The sequence below is a fragment of the Variovorax rhizosphaerae genome (assembly GCF_037889975.1).
Classification (GTDB): Bacteria; Pseudomonadota; Gammaproteobacteria; order Burkholderiales; family Burkholderiaceae_C; genus Variovorax; species Variovorax rhizosphaerae.
The window spans coordinates 229,415-246,982 of the sequence record NZ_JBBKZT010000012.1; the positions used below are offsets into that span (position 1 = coordinate 229,415).

At 66.9% G+C, this 17,568-nt stretch carries 11 protein-coding genes; 10 read left to right on the top strand and 1 reads right to left on the bottom strand.

Annotation, left to right across the window (positions count from 1 at the left end; translation table 11 throughout):
- Positions 1-10: 10 nt before the first annotated feature.
- The 10 genes from WKW82_RS25165 to WKW82_RS25210 all read left to right on the top strand — a co-directional run bounded on the left by WKW82_RS25165 (position 11) and on the right by WKW82_RS25210 (position 15,455).
- Positions 11-1,459: an SrfA family protein gene (locus tag WKW82_RS25165; RefSeq protein ID WP_340345120.1), complete on the top strand. Its 1,449-nt coding sequence runs from the start codon at positions 11-13 to the stop codon at positions 1,457-1,459.
- Positions 1,460-1,528: 69 nt separating this feature from the next.
- Positions 1,529-4,570 (top strand): virulence factor SrfB, encoded by a 3,042-nt coding sequence (locus tag WKW82_RS25170; protein WP_340345121.1) that lies wholly within the window; start codon positions 1,529-1,531, stop codon positions 4,568-4,570.
- 4 nt (positions 4,571-4,574) lie between these two features.
- Positions 4,575-7,295 carry a virulence factor SrfC family protein gene (locus WKW82_RS25175; protein WP_340345122.1) on the top strand — a complete coding sequence of 907 codons (2,721 nt, stop codon included), beginning with the start codon at positions 4,575-4,577 and terminating at the stop codon, positions 7,293-7,295.
- 4 nt (positions 7,296-7,299) lie between these two features.
- Complete coding sequence (locus WKW82_RS25180) at positions 7,300-8,454, top strand: SEL1-like repeat protein (protein ID WP_340345123.1); 1,155 nt, start codon at positions 7,300-7,302, stop codon at positions 8,452-8,454.
- 42 nt (positions 8,455-8,496) lie between these two features.
- Entirely contained in the window at positions 8,497-10,467 is a 1,971-nt protein-coding gene (locus WKW82_RS25185; RefSeq protein ID WP_340345125.1) for a vWA domain-containing protein, read from the top strand.
- Positions 10,467-11,168, top strand: a complete 702-nt coding sequence (locus tag WKW82_RS25190) for an ABC transporter ATP-binding protein (protein WP_340345127.1) — start codon at positions 10,467-10,469, stop codon at positions 11,166-11,168. The genes WKW82_RS25185 and WKW82_RS25190 overlap by 1 nt, the downstream gene beginning before the upstream one ends.
- Positions 11,169-11,176: 8 nt before the next feature.
- Entirely contained in the window at positions 11,177-12,400 is a 1,224-nt protein-coding gene (locus WKW82_RS25195) for an ABC transporter permease (RefSeq protein WP_340345128.1), read from the top strand.
- Entirely contained in the window at positions 12,390-13,934 is a 1,545-nt protein-coding gene (locus WKW82_RS25200; protein ID WP_340345129.1) for a formylglycine-generating enzyme family protein, read from the top strand. Before WKW82_RS25195 ends, WKW82_RS25200 begins: the two co-directional genes overlap by 11 nt.
- Positions 13,931-14,689, top strand: coding sequence for a hypothetical protein (locus WKW82_RS25205; RefSeq protein ID WP_340345130.1), 759 nt, complete (start codon positions 13,931-13,933; stop codon positions 14,687-14,689). Before WKW82_RS25200 ends, WKW82_RS25205 begins: the two co-directional genes overlap by 4 nt.
- A gap of 253 nt (positions 14,690-14,942) precedes the next feature.
- Entirely contained in the window at positions 14,943-15,455 is a 513-nt protein-coding gene (locus WKW82_RS25210; protein WP_340345132.1) for a hypothetical protein, read from the top strand.
- A gap of 268 nt (positions 15,456-15,723) precedes the next feature.
- On the opposite strand, the gene WKW82_RS25215 is transcribed toward WKW82_RS25210, so the two are convergent.
- Positions 15,724-17,535, bottom strand: a complete 1,812-nt coding sequence (locus WKW82_RS25215) for a vWA domain-containing protein (protein WP_340345134.1) — start codon at positions 17,533-17,535, stop codon at positions 15,724-15,726.
- Positions 17,536-17,568 lie beyond the last annotated feature (33 nt).

The window sequence follows — 17,568 nt, forward strand, 5'->3', positions numbered from 1 at the left end:
ATCAAACCCAATGAACACACCTGCCTTCGGCGCCACAGGTTCCCAACTTGCACAGGATCGGGTGGACCGTTACCGGTCGCTGGGCGTGTTCGGCAAGCCCGCCTACCAGAGCCACGTGCAGTTGCGTGCCATGCTCAAGTCCAAGCGCGGCGACAGGGTGGCGAACTATTTCGCCAAGCCCACCTACAACCCGGATCTGGGTGAATTGCGCTGGACGGCGGAGGTCCCGGGCACCGTGCGCAGTTGGCACGACATGTCCGCGCAAGACCAGGCGCAAGGCGCACTCGAGCTGGAGGTGATTCGCGCGGGGCTGATGAGCTTCGCGCAGGAGTTGCGCACGCAGAGCGGTGGACAGCCGGGCGGCGCGGCGTCTTTCGCCAGCCTGCTCGAGCAGGCGATACGCGTGCCGAAGGATGGTCAGTTCCTCTATTTCGTGGGCGACCAGCCCATGATCGCTTTCTGGGGTTTCGAAGATCAGAACGGGCACAGCGTCGATCCCTTGTCGCTTGCGCCCCGCAGCAACGCGGTTGCGGCCCCGCCGGTCGGCGCGCCGCCGCCGCCGTCGAATGCCGTGCCAATCGCTGTGACGGTCGAGGAGAAGCGCCGCTCGTGGAAATGGCTTCTCTGGCTGTTGCTCGGCCTGTTGCTGCTGGCGCTGCTCCTCTTCTTCGGCCTGCGCGGCTGCACGCCGAAGGTCGCTCTCGTTCCACCCGACCTGTCCACGACCGCCAAGCCGCCGGATGGGGTGACGCCGCAAACGCCTGTGCCCACGCAGCCGCCCGTCGATTCGACGGTGGTGCCCGCCGTTCCACCTGTGGTCGGTGGGCCGACGACCGAAGTCCCGGGCACGGACTCGAAGGCACCCGCGGACACCGTGCCCGCCGTGCCCGACACGACGGCTGCGTTGCCGGATGGGAAAAAAGATCCGCTGGCCCCGATCGACACCAAGACATTGCCGAAGGACGTGCCGCCGGATGAAAAGGCGAATCTGCCCGATCCGAAAACCGATGCCGGCACGAAGAACGATCCGAATGCCAAGGCCGTTCCCCCGCCACCCGTGACGCCCCCGTCCCCCGACAAGGGCAAGCCCCTGGCGATGCCCGACGATCCCGGTGCCGCCAAGAAGCTTGGCTTCCTGGAAGGCGACTGGAAGGCAGGCGACGGATTGGCCGACAAGGTGACGAAGCAGCCGCTGGACCTGTCGTTCAAGTTCAGCAAGGACGGCACCGGCCAGGTCATGTTGCGCAAGCCCGACGGCACGACCTGCCAGGGCCCCGTCCAGGGGCGAATGGACGGCGGCAAGCTGGGCATCCAGGGCAACCAGGTCGTGCCGTGCAGCGATGGCGGGCGCTACGGTGCGCCGAAGATCGAATGCTCGAAGAGTTCCGGCGGGCAGACGCAGTGCTTTGGCATCAATCCGGACGGCAGCAAGTACTTCATGGGGATGCAGCGGCAGTAGCGCCACAGGTACATTGCTCCGGGCAGATCGAGAACCTCATTCAACTCCATAAAGCGACGCTCGACATCGATGGCACTGAACGAACTCATGCACTTCCCCGAAGTGGTCCCGCTGATTCCCGGCAGCGGTGTCCAGTTCCTGGATTTCGGCTTCTCGATCGACAAGCAAACGCCAGTGCCCAAGGAATGGGGTTACTTCGATGTCCGCAGCACCCCCAACATCGACAAGGTGCCACCGTGCGTGCGCCGTGGCGACGAGGAGCCCCGCGGCGTGGAGTCCTATGCGGTGGACATCAAGGCGATCGAGCAGATGTTCGACCGCGTCTGGATGCCGCTGCCGCTGCTGCGCCGGGAGGCCCAGGGCTTCTATCGCGGCCCGACGAACTGGGCACGCGCCTACCTGGCCCGTCTCGAGGAGCCGGACAGCAAGGGAAACACCTACCGGCTGGTCATCGCCGCTGACACGGCCCTGCTGCAGTTCGTGGAAAGCGAGGCCTATCTCGCACCGTCCCCCAACGATGCGCGCAACGGCCGCGAGTTCGCGTTGCCCGGTCCCAAGGACCCCATCGACTGGTATTTCGCGGAGAGCTGGGTGCGGGACTGGTGCCTCGAGACCTTCCGGGACATGCTCGAGCGTGAGGAACGACGCCGCCGGCATTTCTCGTTCCGTCCGTTGACGGATACCGAGGTGCGCGAGCAGATGCAGGGCAGCAACGAGCATGTGGCGCGGTACCGGGCCTTCGTCGAACTGTTGCATGCGCTGGACGTGCTGCCCTCCTTTCAGCTGGTCGACCGCATCACCGAGCCCCGATCGCCGCCGATCGATGTCGACCTGGTGCTCGACCTCGGCAACTCGCGCAGTTGCGGGCTGCTGATCGAGTCCGACCCGGAACAGCTGGGCGTCGACATCGCGAAGGCGGTGACCTTGCAGTTGCGCGACCTCAGCCGCGCCGAGCAGGTCTATTCCGACCCGTTTCCAAGCCGCTTCGAATTCGCGCGGGCGCAGTTCGGGCGGGACCACCTGTCCATCCGTAGCGGCCGCTCGGAAGCCTTCGCCTGGCCGACCGTGGTGCGCGTCGGCGTCGAAGCCGCGCGACTGGCGGCGCGACGCTCCGGAACGGAAGGCTCGTCGGGCCTGTCCAGCCCCAAGCGCTATCTGTGGGACGAGGACGCGCGGCGCGACTCGTGGCGCTTCAATGCGGCCGCCAACGACGGCGGGCAGTCGGACTATGCGACCGGCGTGGCTTTCACCACCCTGGTCAATGACCTCGGCGAGGCCTTGCACCGCCTGAAACCGGACCTGCTGGCGCAGTTCCCGGACAAGGGGTTCCCGGCGATCCGGGCCCAGTATTCACGACGCAACCTCACGTCGTTCGCGCTGGCCGAGATCTTCGTGCAGGCCATCGCGATGATGAATTCGCCGATGCACCGACTGCGCCGGCCGGCCAATGCCAACCTGCCGCGCCGGCTGCGCCGCATCATCATGACGATGCCCACGGCCATGCCGCTGGCCGAGCGGGACATCCTGCGCAAGCAGGCGGAAGCCGCCTGCGACCTGGCCAACCTCTCGCTCGGCCAGGCGCAACTCGACTATGACGACGATGGCGTCGCGCACCTGAGCTACAGCGTGAACGGCGCGGTCGAAGACAAGGCGCCCGAAGTCATCCTGCAGTGGGACGAGGCCACGGCGACGCAGGCGGTCTATCTCTACACGCAGGTGGCCCTCAACCATTCCGGCGACGCGCGCACCTTCTTCCAGAACGCACGCCACCCGGACAACCAGCACGACCCGGCCGCGTCGCAACGGTTCCGGCTCGCGACCATCGACCTCGGTGGCGGCACCACCGACCTGGTGGTGACATCGGTGGTGGCCGATGGCGTCGGCGCGCACGTCACGCTCACGCCCGAACAGGAGTTTCGCGACGGCTTCAGCCTCGCAGGCGACGACGCGCTGCTGCACATCGTGCGCGAGCATGTGATCAAGCCCATCCGTCGCCAGTTGCGCGAGGGCGGCATGGGCGAGAAGGTCGACTTCGCGCTGAACGAGATGCTCGGCGGCGACCACGGCAACATGACGGCGGTGAAGCTGGTGCGCCGGCAACAGTTCGCGGCCCAGATCGCCGCGCCGATCGCACTCGGACTGCTGCAGGACTACGAGGCCTACGATCCGCTCGCGCCGCCGCCCGTCACCACGCGCGCCTTTGCCGACTTCTTCACGCCGGACAACATGCCGACACCCGGCCTGCTCGACCACGTGAACCGGGAGCTGGCGGAAAAAGGCGCGCGCAACTTCAAGTTGCAGGACATGGTCTTCGAGATCTCGCTGCCCGACATCGACCGCACGGTGCGCAGCGTGTTCAAGGACATGCTGCGGGCGCTGGGCGAGATCGTGGCGCGCTACCGCTGCGACATGCTGATCCTGTCGGGCCGCACCTCGCGGCTTCCGGCAGTGCGCGCCATCCTCGAGGAAAGCGCCGCCTTGCCTTCACACCGGATTCTTCCGCTGCATACATTCCGGGTCGGCCAGTGGTATCCGTTCCGGGACTACCGGGCGACCATCGGCGACCCCAAGACCACCGCGGCCGTCGGCGCGATGATCTGCCTGCTGGGCAACGGCCAGCTCCAGAACTTCAACTTCCGCTCCAACGAATTGCGCGTGCGCTCCACCGCGCGCTATTTCGGCAAGCTCGACCAGTCGAGTCGCATGTTGAAGGCCGACGAGTTCTACAACAACCTCGACCTCGACAACATCGAGTACGAGTTGCCCGAGCAGCCTTTCGAGTTTCGCGGACCGATGCCCCTGGGCTTTCGCCAGTTGCCGGTGGAGCGCTGGCCCGCGTCGCGGCTCTACACCCTCGACTACGCCGGACCGGACGACGCGAACGCACTCAATCCAGTGACACCGCTGCGCATCACGTTGGGGCGCGCCGGCAAGAAGGTCACGAACAAGCGCACCGGCGAGGAATACATGGACAACCCCGAACTGAAGATCAGGCGCGTCGAAGACCGCGATGGAAGGTCGGTGGCGACCAACCGCCTGCGGCTGCGCCTGCAGACCATCGGCCAGCAGCAAGGCTATTGGCTGGACACCGGCATCGTGCAGGGAGATTGACGCCGTGATCGACCCGACCCAACAAATGCTGCTGGATGGTTCGCTGGCCCTGGGCCGCGCAAGTTCCCAGGCGCGCGCCTGGATCACGCGGCTGGCGCAGAGCGCGACATCCGTGGCCAGCGAGGAACACTCGCTGCTCGAGGAGACGCGGCGCGCCGAGAACCTGGCGCGCAAGGTTGCCGTATCGGCCGGCCGGCGCAACAGTGCCGGCGTGTTCGGCCCGAGCCAGGCCGGCAAGTCCTACCTGGTGTCGGTGCTCGGCAAGAGCCAGGGCGAGCCGCTCATCGCCGACTTTGCCGGCACGCCGAAGAACTTCATCCAGGAGCTCAACCCCGAAGGCGGCAAGGAAGCGACCGGACTGGTCACGCGCTTCACCATCGTCAAGGGAACGCGCGACGGCAAGCATTCCGTGGAGCTGCGCCTGCTGACCGAGACCGACCTGGTGAAGATCATCGGCAACAGCTTCATGTCGGACTTCGACCAGAACAACCGCAAGCTGGCGCTGCCCGCGGAAGACGACATCCGGGCCCTGCTCGCCAAGCTGGAGGCCAATGCGCGCGCCAGTGCGCCGCACCTCGACGAAATCGTGATGTTCGATATCGGCGAGTATTTCCGCGCCAACTTCGCTGCGGCCATCGGGCCGCTGGTGCGAAGTGGCTATTGGGATGCGCTCACCCGCTTTGGCCACCGCCTGGCGTTGGCGCAGCGCGCCGAGTTGTACAGCGTGCTGTGGGGCCAGTCGAAGGACCTCACCGACGTCTTCCTGCTGCTGGCGCGCATGCTGGAAGAGCTGGGCCATGCGGCCACCGGCCGCGCCACGCTCGACTGCCTGATTCCCCGCTCCCAGAGCATCATCGATGTCGACGTCGTCAAGCTCCGCCTGGGCACGCCGGAAGACCTGAAGGACGTGATCAGCGTGATCCCCGAGCTGGCCGAGGGCGGCGATGCGCCGCCCGTGAAGGTGCCGCGCGCCACGCTCACGGCGCTGGTGGCCGAGATCAAGGTCGTCATGGCCAGCCAGCCCTGGGCGTTCTTCGAGCACACCGACCTGCTCGACTTTCCCGGCGCCCGGGCGCGCGAGAAGATGCTGGAGCTGCCCGCCGACGCGCAAGAGCGCGCCTTCTGCGTGCGCAACATGCTGCTGCGCGGCAAGATCGCCTACCTGTTCCAGCGCTACACCGAGGAGCGCGAGCTGACCAGCATGCTGCTGTGCATGCCGCCGAGCAACCAGGAGGTGAAGGACCTCACCTCGCTGGTCGGCAAGTGGGTGGGGCAGACCCACGGCGACAGCGCCAAGGACCGCGGCAAGCTGCCTTGCGCGCTCTTCTTCGTGCTCACCAAGTTCGACCTGGAACTGATGGCCAAGCCCGGCGACACCGAGGAGTCATGGCGCAACCGCATCGACACGCGGCTCGAAGCCTCGATGTACCAGCTCTACAAGCAGGAGGACTGGCTGCAGAACTGGAATGGCAAGCCGTTCGCCAGCACGTATTTCCTGCGCAACCCGGACTACGAGATCGAAGCCGTGTTCCAGTACGGCCCTGGCGAGCCGGGGTCCAGGCGCGAGACCGGAATCGCCTCTCAGGCGCAGGCGCGCATCACCGCCAACCGGGAAGGCTTCATCGGATCGGAACGCGGGCGCAGGCACTTCACCGACCCCGCGCTGGCCTGGGATTGCGCGATGGCGCTCAACGATGGCGGCGTGAAATACCTGGTCGACAACCTCGAGCAGGTGCTTTCGCCGACGTTGAAGGCACGCCAGCTCGCCGGCCGCCTGGTCGACCAAAGCCAGCAACTGGACAGCCGCATGCGCCGGTTCTACCAGGCCGACGACGACTCCTCGCGCAAGGAGAAGGAAGGCGCGCTGATGAACCTGCGCCGCCAATTGCACGCGGCGAGCAAGGAGCGGGACTTCGTCAATTTCATGCAGCTCCTGTCGCAAATGAAGGTCGTCGAGGCGGACGTGCGCGGCGCATTCCTGAACATCGCGTCGATGAAGATCGAGGCGCAATCGGTGCCCCATCCCGCCGCCGCAGCAGCATCGGTGGCCGAGCCTGACCCGTGGGACGACGACCCCTGGGCCGAGCCGGCTACCGCCCCTGGCGCCGGCAGCACCCCGGCGCCCGCACCGCGCCGCCAGCGCGATCGCTTCGATCACTTCGCCGCACAGGTGCTCAACCTGTGGACCGAGAAGGTTCGGGGCCTCACGACCCAGCCGCAAACCCTGACAAGCCTGGGCATGGACGCGCAACTTGTCGGCGATCTTGGCAACGAACTGGTGATCGCCGCACACCGCACCCTGCTCAGCGAAAGGATTGCCGACCGCGTGCGCAACCAGGTCGAGGCCGCCAACCTTCGCTGGGACGAGGTGGCAGACCGAAGCGCGGGCATCGCCTTCCTGATGGTCAACGACTACGTGTCCCATCTCGGCTTCGGCGAATTGGCGCCGGACAAGCGCCCCGCCGTGCCCGAGGCGCCGAAGCCGCGGGTGCGTGGCGTTTTCGCGCCGTTGCCGATGCCGCAGCCGGGCCAGATCCCGACCTTGTCCGAAGCGAGGGTTCCGATGGAGAACGGGTATTTCCTGGACTGGGGTGTCGCGTTCAAGCAGCTCGGCCTGGACAACGTCAGCTTTTCAGGCGGGCGCGAGATCGACGAGGCAGACAACCGGGCGCTGGGCGCGATCCTCGCCGAGATGGCGCCGGCCCTTCAGGTGAAGGTGGACTGACGCCATGCCCACTCGCCTGATCCAACTCGAACAGCATCCCAGCGGTACGGCTTCCTTCCAGCTGTCCGGCCCCGCTGCCCTGCTGATCCTGGCCGTGGAAGACCTGGAGATCGCCATCATCCGGCCGGGTCCGCCCGAGCGCTATCTCGACCCGCGCAATCCCGACGATGCATGGGCGACGTCCGTCTATCGCTTTCGTCCGCTCAACCCGCGGCGCCAGGGCAACACGGTCTGGCTGGACATCGACCACGGGGTCACCTATCACCTGGAGGCCAACAAGCCTTACCTGCTGCGCTTGAAGCAGTTCGAAGGGATGGAGTCCGACGAGGTGTTCACCGGCCTGGCGACGTTGCGTCGTCCCTCGACCAAGCCCGCGGGCTGGATGCCACCGCCCGATCCGAAGGGGCCGGTCTCGCTGCCGCCGCCTCCACCGCCGCCCCCCGAGCCGCCGCCGAAAGTCGAACCTGAGCCGGTCGAGGTGCCGCCTCCGCCGGCGCCCGCCGTGCCTGTTCCGCCGCCCGAACCGCCACCACCGCCGCCACCGCCGCCACCCAAGGCGCCGGCCCCTGCGCCGGCTCCGGCCGTCGCGGCATCCGGGTCCAGGCGGGGGATGCTGGCTGCGTTGCTGGTGCTGGTCCTGATCGGCGCAGGCGTGGGCTATTTCATGTGGTCCAAGCGCTCGCCCGACCCCACGCCGCCGCCCGTCGCCGTGACGCCGGCACCCACGCCCAATGCCGAGCCGAGCCTGGAATCGATCCGCGCCTTGCTCGCCACCAATCCGGATGCCGCGCAGGTCCGCGCCATGGCCGATCCCTTGAGAAAGGCGAACAAGCTCCTCGACGGACAGTTCCTGCTCTACAGGTACGCCGGCGAACACGGCGATGCCGAGGCGGCCCGCATCGTCGGCGGCTTCTACGATCCGGACACCTGGACCCAGGAGAGCAGTCCCATGCCGGCCGCCAATCCATCGGAAGCCGGCCGCTGGCTGAAGCAGGCGGCTGCGGCCAACGACGCGGAGGCTCAATACCGCTACGCCATGCTGCTCAAGAAGGGCCGCACGGATGAGGCCGACGGCCCCGAGCAGGCCATCGGGTGGCTGCGCAAGGCCGCCGAGCAGGGCCACGCAGGCGCGAAGGCCGCGCTCGGCACGCCACCCTGACATCCCGCATCGCCGCACGTCGAATCCAACGGAAGCGTTCCCATGACCATCACGCACCTCAGGCTGCTGCTGCAGCGCCGCAAGATCTTCCTGCTCGCCGCTGGTGCGGCCGGACTGGGCATGCCAGCCTGGGCGCAGACGCGCACGCCGCTTCTCATGGACGGCAAGAAGACGCTTTTCCAGCGCGTGCTGACCCGGCCCGGTGCGGGGCTGGCCAGCGCGCCGGGCGGCGCGGCCGGCACGCCGCTCGAGCCCTTCAGCGTGTTTTTCGTCTACGAGCGCAAGGAGCAGGGCGGCAAGACCTGGCTGCTGGTCGGCGCAGGAAGTGACGGCAAGACGAGCGGCTATGTGTCCGAGGCCGAGGTCGTGCCCTGGCGCCACTCCATCACACTCGCCTTTGCCACGCCGGGCAACCGCGAGCGCGTGCTGTTCTTTCGTGAACGCGAAGGCGTGACGACATTCATCAATTCCGACAACGCGGTCGCCGAAACGCAGCGCGTGATCAAGCAGATCGCGGACAGCAAGGGCAGCCTCGGGCCCGCCAACCCGGTGATCGCCATCGAGCCCGAAAAGTATGTCGACCTGAAGAGCCAGTTCTACCTGCTGCCGGTCCTGGACGCGGCGTCGACCTTGCTCAAGTCCGGCTACCGGGTACGGCTGGTCAAGGTTGCGTCGGTGACACGCGACGCCGCCGCCTCGCCGACAACCGGGGCGGCGGCGCCGGCGCCGGCGAACAACTCGGGCATCGTCAACTTCAATTCGGCCGTGGTGTTCGTGATCGATGCCACCTCTTCGATGCAGCCCTACATCGACCGCGCCTACAAGGCGCTCCAGGAGGTGCTGCGCGAGTCCGAGGAGGCCAAGGTCTCCAACCGCGTGCGCTTCGGGCTGATCGGCTTCCAGGACGATCCGGCCAAGGCCAAGGGTGTCGAGTACTTGTCGAAGATCTTCGTGGACCCCGCGCAGAACGCATCGCGCGAGCAGTTCCTCGCCGGCATGAGCAAGTTGAAGGCAACGCAAAGTTCCACCCGGGCCTATGCCGAAGACGCCTATGCGGCCATCGACCAGGCCCTCCAGAAGATCAACTGGGAAAACTATGGCGGGCGCTACATCGTGTACATCACCGATGCCAGCGCACGGGAGGGCAATTCACCCTTTGCCTCGACCCGCCTGTCCACCGACCAGGTGCGCGCGCAGGCTCAGGAAAAGGGCGTGGCGATCTACACCATGCACCTCTTGACGGCCGAAGGTACCAAGGACCATGCCATCGCAGAAGCGCAGTTCAAGCGCTTGTCGAACTGGCCCGGCAAGGGCCCCCTGTACTTCCCGGTGACGGCAGGCGACCCCACCAAGCTCGAGAGCGACGTCAGGCGCATGGCGCATGCGCTTGTCGAACAGGTCAAGTCGCCGGACAAGACGTCCGCGCCGGCGGCAAAGGGCGATGAGGTGCAGGAAAGCGTGAACGCCGTCGGCCGGGCGATGGTGCTCGCCTATCTCGGCCGGCAGCAGGGCGTCAAGTCGCCGCCGATGTACGAGGCCTGGGCCTGCGACCGCGATGTGCGCGACCGCTCGACGGCCAGCCTCAGCGTGCGCGTGCTGCTCACGAAGAACCAGCTCTCCGATCTCCAGTCGACGCTGCGCAACCTGCTGGCCGCGATGGAAAAAGCGCAGGTCGATCCGGCGAGCTTCTTCAACCAGTTGCGCAGCGCCGCGGTGGCCATGGGCCGCGACCCGTCGAAGCTCGGGCAAGGCAAGGCAAAGAACCTGGAACAGGCCGGCCTGATGGGCGAGTACCTCGACGGCTTGCCTTACCAGAGCGTGCTGATGAGCATGGACTTCGACGCCTGGACCAACATGGGTGTCGGCAAGTCGCAGGCCGTGCTCGACACCATCCGGTCCAAGGTCGCGCTCTACCAGCGTTTCCATGACGACGTGGACCGCTGGGTCAAGCTGAACCCGGCCGCGTCCGACGGCGACCGCGTCTACCCGGTGCCGATCGACGAGTTGCCCTGATGGCCGTCCCGACGCTGCTGATCCGGCAACTGCGCTACCAGCGCGGCGCCGTCGGCACGGAAGGTGCTTTCGCGTTGAACATCGAAGAGCTCGCGCTGCAACCCGGCGAAACGGTTGGCGTGGTCGGCCCCTCTGGCTGTGGCAAGAGCACCTTGATCGACCTGCTGGCGCTGTTGCGCCGACCCACGAGCGTGGACACCTTTCAACTGCTGGACCGCGACGTCGCCTCCCTCTGGCGCCGCAATGCGACCGACGCCTGCACCGACCTGCGCGCGCGCCACATCGGCGTCGTGCTGCAGACCGGCGGGCTGCTGAACAGCGTCACCGCACGCGAGAACGTGATGTTGTCGCAACGCCTGCTCGGCCGCGTCGATGCCTCGTGGGTCGACACCCTGTTCGACGCGCTTGACCTGGCCGCGCTCGGCCATCGCCGCCCGGCACAGCTCTCCATCGGGCAGCGCCAGCGCGTGGCCGTTGCGCGCGCCCTGGCCCACCGGCCGGCGCTGGTGCTGGCCGACGAGCCGACCGCTTCGCTGGGCATCGACCACGCGCCGGGCGCACTGGATCTTCTGCTCGGGCTGGCGTCGACCAGCGGTGCGGCCATGGTGATCGTGAGCCACGACACCGAATTGCTGCGCGAACGGGGTGTCCGCCTGCGCCATTGCGTTGCGCGCAACGGCATGGTCGAACTGGCGCAGTGAGCTCGCCGATGAGCCACCCGCGCCTTCGCCTGTCCCAGTTGCTCCGACTGAGCTTCAACGACCTCTGGCACGAACGCTGGCTCGCCTTTTGCGCCGCATGCGTGCTGGCCGCCACGATGGCGCCGATCGGCACGCTGTGGGGGCTGGAACTCGGCGTGATCGGCGCGCTTGTCGAGCGCCAGGACCACGATCCGTTGATGCGCCTGCTGTTGCCGGAGAGCAGCGGCAGCACGCGCTTCGATGCGGCCTGGTTCGAGCGGGTGAGGCAGTGGCCGGAAGCCAGCTTCGTCATGCCCAACACGCGCGCCCTCGCCAGCCAGGTCGATCTCTACAGCGAGGGCGCCAATGCACCTGTCCGCGTCGACCTGCTGCCGACGGCGACGCGCGATCCGCTGCTGGGCACGTTCGCGCCGCCCGATGGCAACACCGTGCTGTTGAGTGCTTCCGCCGCACAGCAGATCTCGGCCAAGGCGGGCCAGGTGGTTCAGTTGTCGCTGGAGCGCGAGCGGAACGGGCGCAGCGAGCAAGCGGTGGTCGACTTGAAGATCGCCGCGATCCTGCCGCCCGAGCAGGTGGAGTCCCGCGCCGCGCTGGCCTCGCTGGCCTTGCTCGAATCGGTGCAGTCGTGGCGCGACGGCTATGTGATCGACGGGTTCAGCGCCGAAGGCTCGGGCCCGGCACCGAAGACGGAAACCTATCCCCTGTTCCGCTTGTATGCCAGGTCGATACGCGATGTCGAGCCGCTGGCCGCGCGGCTGGAGGCCGAGGGCGTTTCCACGCACACGCGGGTCCGTGAAATCGCCGCCACGCTGGGACTGCAGCAGAACCTGCGCACGGTGCTGGCGCTGATCGGCGGCATCGCGGTGGCTGGCGCGCTGGTGGCGTTGTCGGCATTGCAGTTTTCCACGCTGCGTCGCAAGCGGCGCGAATACGCGCTGCTGAAACTCACCGGGCACGGGCGCGCGTGGCTGATGGCGTTGCCCTGTGTGAATGCCGTCGTCGTCTCGCTCGTCGGCGGCATGCTGGCGCTGGCTTTCTATGGCGCCACCGCGACCGCGATCAACCTGCATTTCGCTGCGCACCTGTCACCCAACGAAGCTGCCGTGCGACTGCCACCGGGCAACATGGGCGCGGGCCTGCTGGCCGCGATCATCATTTCCGTGCTGCCGGCCCTGTGGGGCGGCTGGCGCGCATCCAGAGTAGAGGCTGCCGATGAATTGCGTGACAACTGAATTTGGCCGCCGCGTCGCCCAGGTGGCCGCGTGGTCCTGCCTGTCGACAGGCTCCGCGTTGGCGCAGGCGCCATGGCCCGTTGATCTCGTCAACCCGAAGCCGGCGACGGACGACGTTGTCCTGCCGATGCCTTGCGGCGGCTCGATGGTCTTCCGGCGCGTCAACGTCCCCAGCGCGAACGCACTGGACGACCGCCGGGTCATGCTGGGCAATCCGGAGGCACGCTTCGCCTACGCCGAGAATTCGCGCAGCGACTATGTCGGTGGCGGCTTCTCGGACGCCAAGGTCAAGGGCCAGCGTTATTACCTCATCGGCAAGTACGAAGTCACCGCACTGCAGTTCGACGCGGTTTCCGGCACCTGCCCGGCAGTGAATCCCGATGGACGGCTGCCGAAGACCGGCATCACCTGGAGCGAGGCCGCTTACTTCAGCGGGCGCTATGCCGACTGGCTGGCAAAGAATGCGGCCGCCAAGCTGCCGCAGGAAGAAGGTGCGCCGGGATTCGTGCGGCTGCCGACCGAGGCGGAGTGGGAGTTCGCGGCACGCGGTGGCGTGGCGGTTGGCGAAACCGTGTTCGAGCAGCCGGCCTTCGCGATGCCCGAGGGCCCGCAGCGCTATGCCTGGTATGCCGGCACCGACTCGTCCAACAACGAGCTCAACGGCATCGGCTTGCTCAAGCCCAACCCGCTCGGCCTGTACGACGTGCTGGGCAATGCGGGCGAGTTCGTGCTCGATGCCTTCCGCCTCAACAAGTATTCGCGCCTGCACGGCCAGGCCGGTGGCTACATCGTCAAGGGCGGCGACTACCGTACGGCGCTGGCGGATTTGCGCAGCGCGGCGCGCACCGAGTACATCCCGATCGACAAGAACGGCGAGCGGCGCGACAAGGCCACGGGGTTGCGGCTGGTCGTCGTGCCCGGCGCGCTGCCGAGCGCGACGCGGCTGCAGTCCGTGCGCAGCCTGTGGACCGGCCTGGCCGACTCGGGCGTCAGCGCGTCGCAGTCGCTGACCGACCCGGTGAAGGAAGTCGAGGCACTCGCCAAGGCCACCACCGACCCGGCCCTGAAAGCGCGCATCGAAGGCGTCGGCAACGTGATCAAGGCCAACATCCAGGCACGCAATGAACAGCGCGACCGGTCCGCTCGAAGCGAGATCCGCGTTGCCGCCTACCTGGGCCGGAAGATCCTGGAGGACGGACTCAAGATCCGGGCGCAGGAGATGTATGCCAAGGTCGCGCCCGACGACAAGAAAATACGCGCGACGATCGACGCGAGCAAAGAGAATCTGGACGCAACGCTCAACTACATGATCGAAACGGTCAAGCAGATCGGGCTCGACTACCCGACCGCAACCACCGCTGCGCAAGGCGAGATATTGAAGCGCGAGTTCGAGGCCCGCTCGGTGCCCGGCTACACGCCGCTGGTCGACCTGGTGATGACCCGGAGCCAGGGCGCGCGAACGGGCAAACCGGTCTCGAAACCAGAGTTGCTTGCAGAACTGACATCCATGGAAGCAAAGGTACTCAACAAATGAACATCACCACCTGGCAGCACGCTGGCACACGCGCCATCGTTGCAGCGGTCATTCTTTCCCTGGCCGGCTGCCAGGCACCGGGGCCGACGGCGGGTTCTTCGCCAGCCGGGGCGCAGTCCCAGTCCTTGAGCCCCGCCGAAATGCAATTGCGGGAGGACGAGGAGCGCTTCAACAACACCGTGATTTCGGCCGTGTTGACCGGCGCCGCTGGCGGCGCGCTCCTTGGTGGGGTGCTGGGAGCGGTGACAGGGCGCAAGGACAAGAAAAGTATCCTGACGGGCGCTGCGGCAGGCGCCGTGGTCGGTGGCACAGCGTTGGGAATCGATGGCTACCTCACGGCCAAGAAGGAGCAGGCGGGACGGCAGAATGTGCGCGCCGCGCAGGCCGCCGCCGCCGACGTGCAGCAGGACAACAACCGTCTCCAGGCGTACCTCGACACGTCCAGCCGCGTCTTGGCCGAAGGGCAGGCGCGCCTGGCCAAGCTCCAGCGGGATATCGCGGCGAAAAAGGTGAGTACCGCGGAAGCCCAGCAAGCGCGTGCGCGCGAAGAAAAGAACATCGCATCGATGAACCAGACGCTGACGCAGGCGCGCAAGACGCGTCAGGAATATGCCGAGGCGTCGGAAAAGCTGAAGGGGTCGCGCGAGAACACGCGCGACATGGACGGCGAGATCAGGCGCATGGACCAGCAGATAGGCCAACTTGAGAGCACGGTGAGCGCCTACAACAAGGCGCTCTCCGTCTCGAAGGCATGACCCTAGAAAAAGCAGTTGACCGCGCTCAACCTTTGGAAAAGCCGCATGGAAGCTGAAACTTCTGCCTTCGATCACGTTCGCCGCCGGGGTGAAAGCGCTATGCACCCGATTGCACCGCGCTCGACGTGTCATGCGGCGTTGCTCGGCCTTGCGGGCATGAGCCCGCGGCGTTCTCCCGCCTTGCCTGGCACGCCGATCACGGCGCACTCGGGCGCATCCAACTGCTTTTTCTAGGATGACGAAAGGAATCCCCATGACGATCCGATTTCCGAAGGCCGGCGTTGGCGCGCTGCTTGCCCTTGCCCTTGCCCTTGCCGGCTGCGCGAACAATGCCTATCTCGCGTCCAAGAGCTATACGGCGTCGGGTGGGCAGATGGAGAGCGACATCGCCACGGCCAACTCGAACCTGGCCACGGCCCAGCAAACCAATGTCCAGTTGAAGCAGGATGTCGCGCTACGCAACGAGGCCATCGAGCGGGACGCTCGCCGGATCAACACGCTGAATGGCGACCTCAACGCGCAGGATGCGCAACTCAAGCGGGCACTCCAGGCCAAGAAGGTGAGCCAGTCTCGTCACGCGGAACTCAAGCGGCAGCTCGACTCGATTCGGCAGGAAACCCAGAACGCCGACCTGGAGAACCAGCGCGCCAAGATGGCGAAGACACCCGACCCGAAGGCCGACGCGGCGAAGGAGGCCCACCTGCGTGACCTCGAGAAGCGCAAGAAGGATCTCGATACCGCATTGAAGGCGTTGACCGCCAACTGACCGCCAGCCCCGACCCAGCAACGCACTTCGGGGCGAGCGCTCACCGGCTCATTTCAGTTTTCCACCACGCTGTCGCGCGACCCGCGGCACATGAAGTTTGTGCGAGCAATGCCCGTTCGTGGGCACCCGCGGAACCGGCTTTGCCGGGCCGCTGGGTGCGCCCCCTTGAGCGGCTGAGGGCCGCGGCTCCAAGCCTGCCTGCGCAGGCTCGGACGGCCCGCAGGAGCAGCCGCCTCTGGCGGCCGCCCGGGCGCCGCGGGGGTGGGTTTCACTTTGCGCAGTTGGCCGGACCCATCACGTCCTCGGCGGCCCTGCGGGTCATGGCGGCCACTTCGGCGGCATTGCGCGCGGTGAACACGCGCCCCCCCGTGGCCTTGGCCAGGCAGTTGCCGGCACCCGTGCCCGTGATGTCCACGACGTTGATCTTCAGGTGCGGCTTGCTGCGGGCGAGCGCCGCAGCGACGGCGCAAGGATCCTGGCCGCAGCTTTCCACGCCGTCGGAGATCACCACCATCAAGGCTTCGCGCGTCACGCCATCGATCATCTGGCCCGCCTTGGCCACGCCATCCGCCAGCGGCGTTCCACCCCGCGGCTGGATCGATTGCAAACCTCCGAGCAGTTCGCCGCGCCGCGCCGGCGGATAGTAGCCTGCGCTCCTGGCGGCGGGACACTGGTCGACCAGCACCAGTCCGATGTTCGAATCCGACGGCGCCCGTTGAACCGCGGCAACAGCCGCCTGCTTGGCCGCCGTGATGCGTGATGGCTCTCGCGTGAGCCGGGCCATGTCCACGCCAGGACCACCCCGGCCGCCCAGGAACTGCTTCATCATGTTCTGCATCGCGTCCATGGCCGCCATCTGCTGGATCTCCTGCTCGGTCACGTCCAGGCTGAATCGCATCGAGCCCGATGCGTCGAACACCAGGGCCAACTCGGGGGCGAGTTCCTTGGGGCGCTGGCCGGGGCACATGTTCTTCGCCTCCTTGATCATCTGCTCCTTGCAGTTCTGCTGAAGCGCCTGCATGACCTGCTCCTTGAGCGGCGCTGCGCGTGGATCCTTGCCTCGCGCTATCAAGGGATCGCGCGTCAATTGCTGCAGTGCCTTGCAGTCCTTCTTGCTCGCGTTGACCTTCTTGGTCAGCGCATCGTAGGGATCGACCTTGGGGGCCTCGGCGACCTTGGGCGTCGGCGGCTCGGGCGTCGGTTCGACGGGTGGAGCAGCGGGTGGGGGCTCGGCGGCCGCTTGCGGAGGCGGCGTGGGTTCGGGTGCCGGTGGCGGGGTCGGGTCGGGCGGACGGACGCAGATGAACTTGGGCGTGTCCGCACGGGTCTTGGCGATTTCCGCCTCAAGTGCCTTGTTGGCCGCTTCGGCCTCGCTGATCTGCCTGGCGAAGTCGCCCGTGCGTCCGGACAAGTCGCTGCAACGCTTCAAGCCCAACAGCACGAAGGCCACGATGGCCAGCAAGAACAGCCCGCCAACCAGCCATCGCCAGATGCCGCGGCTGCCGGATGCGGCGGCAACCTGGGTGACCCCGACGTCGACCGCGGCGGCTGGCGCCGCAACGGCAGCGACAACAGGCACTTCCGGTGCGGAAACAGCGGCGGCGGCGACGGCTTTGGACGCGGGCGCGGCCACGACGTGCGCGCTCTGCTCAAGCGCATCGCTGTGTCCCCACATCAACATGACCGGCTTGCCGCCAACGCTGTAGAGCCAATCTCCGCTCGGAAAGCGCGTGGCCTGTTCCAGCATCTGACCGACCATGAGTGCCGAGGCGCCTTCGGAGCGCAGTTGCTCGCCGAGGCTGCGCACGTCATTCAACAGGCGCTGTGCAATGCGCTCGACTTTTTGACGCTCTTCCGGGAGAAGTGATGTGGCTGGCACCGCTTCGCCAGCAAGGCGCGTAGACCACTCGATGGCGCCGTCGTCCGTGGGCTTCGGCACCGCGAACAGGTCGCCATGCGCCTGGCCCAACCGGCTTTGAACAATGGCAACAAGTTGATCGCGCGAGGCAAACAACTTGCGTCCATTGAACTCAAGCGGAAACCCGGCGGAGCCGGCAGTCTGAGTTAGTCGTTGTGGCACGAAAAGTGTCCCTCGCAGCGTCGGCATTTGCCG

What these genes read in the sequence shown, in the direction of transcription:
- WKW82_RS25195 (WP_340345128.1), top strand. Translation starts at nt 11,177, where the DNA reads ATGAGCCACCCGCGCCTTCGCCTGTCCCAGTTGCTCCGACTGAGCTTC.
- WKW82_RS25170 (WP_340345121.1), top strand. Translation starts at nt 1,529, where the DNA reads ATGGCACTGAACGAACTCATGCACTTCCCCGAAGTGGTCCCGCTGATT.
- WKW82_RS25205 (WP_340345130.1), top strand. Translation starts at nt 13,931, where the DNA reads ATGAACATCACCACCTGGCAGCACGCTGGCACACGCGCCATCGTTGCA.
- WKW82_RS25190 (WP_340345127.1), top strand. Translation starts at nt 10,467, where the DNA reads ATGGCCGTCCCGACGCTGCTGATCCGGCAACTGCGCTACCAGCGCGGC.
- WKW82_RS25165 (WP_340345120.1), top strand. Translation starts at nt 11, where the DNA reads ATGAACACACCTGCCTTCGGCGCCACAGGTTCCCAACTTGCACAGGAT.
- WKW82_RS25185 (WP_340345125.1), top strand. Translation starts at nt 8,497, where the DNA reads ATGACCATCACGCACCTCAGGCTGCTGCTGCAGCGCCGCAAGATCTTC.
- WKW82_RS25180 (WP_340345123.1), top strand. Translation starts at nt 7,300, where the DNA reads ATGCCCACTCGCCTGATCCAACTCGAACAGCATCCCAGCGGTACGGCT.
- WKW82_RS25210 (WP_340345132.1), top strand. Translation starts at nt 14,943, where the DNA reads ATGACGATCCGATTTCCGAAGGCCGGCGTTGGCGCGCTGCTTGCCCTT.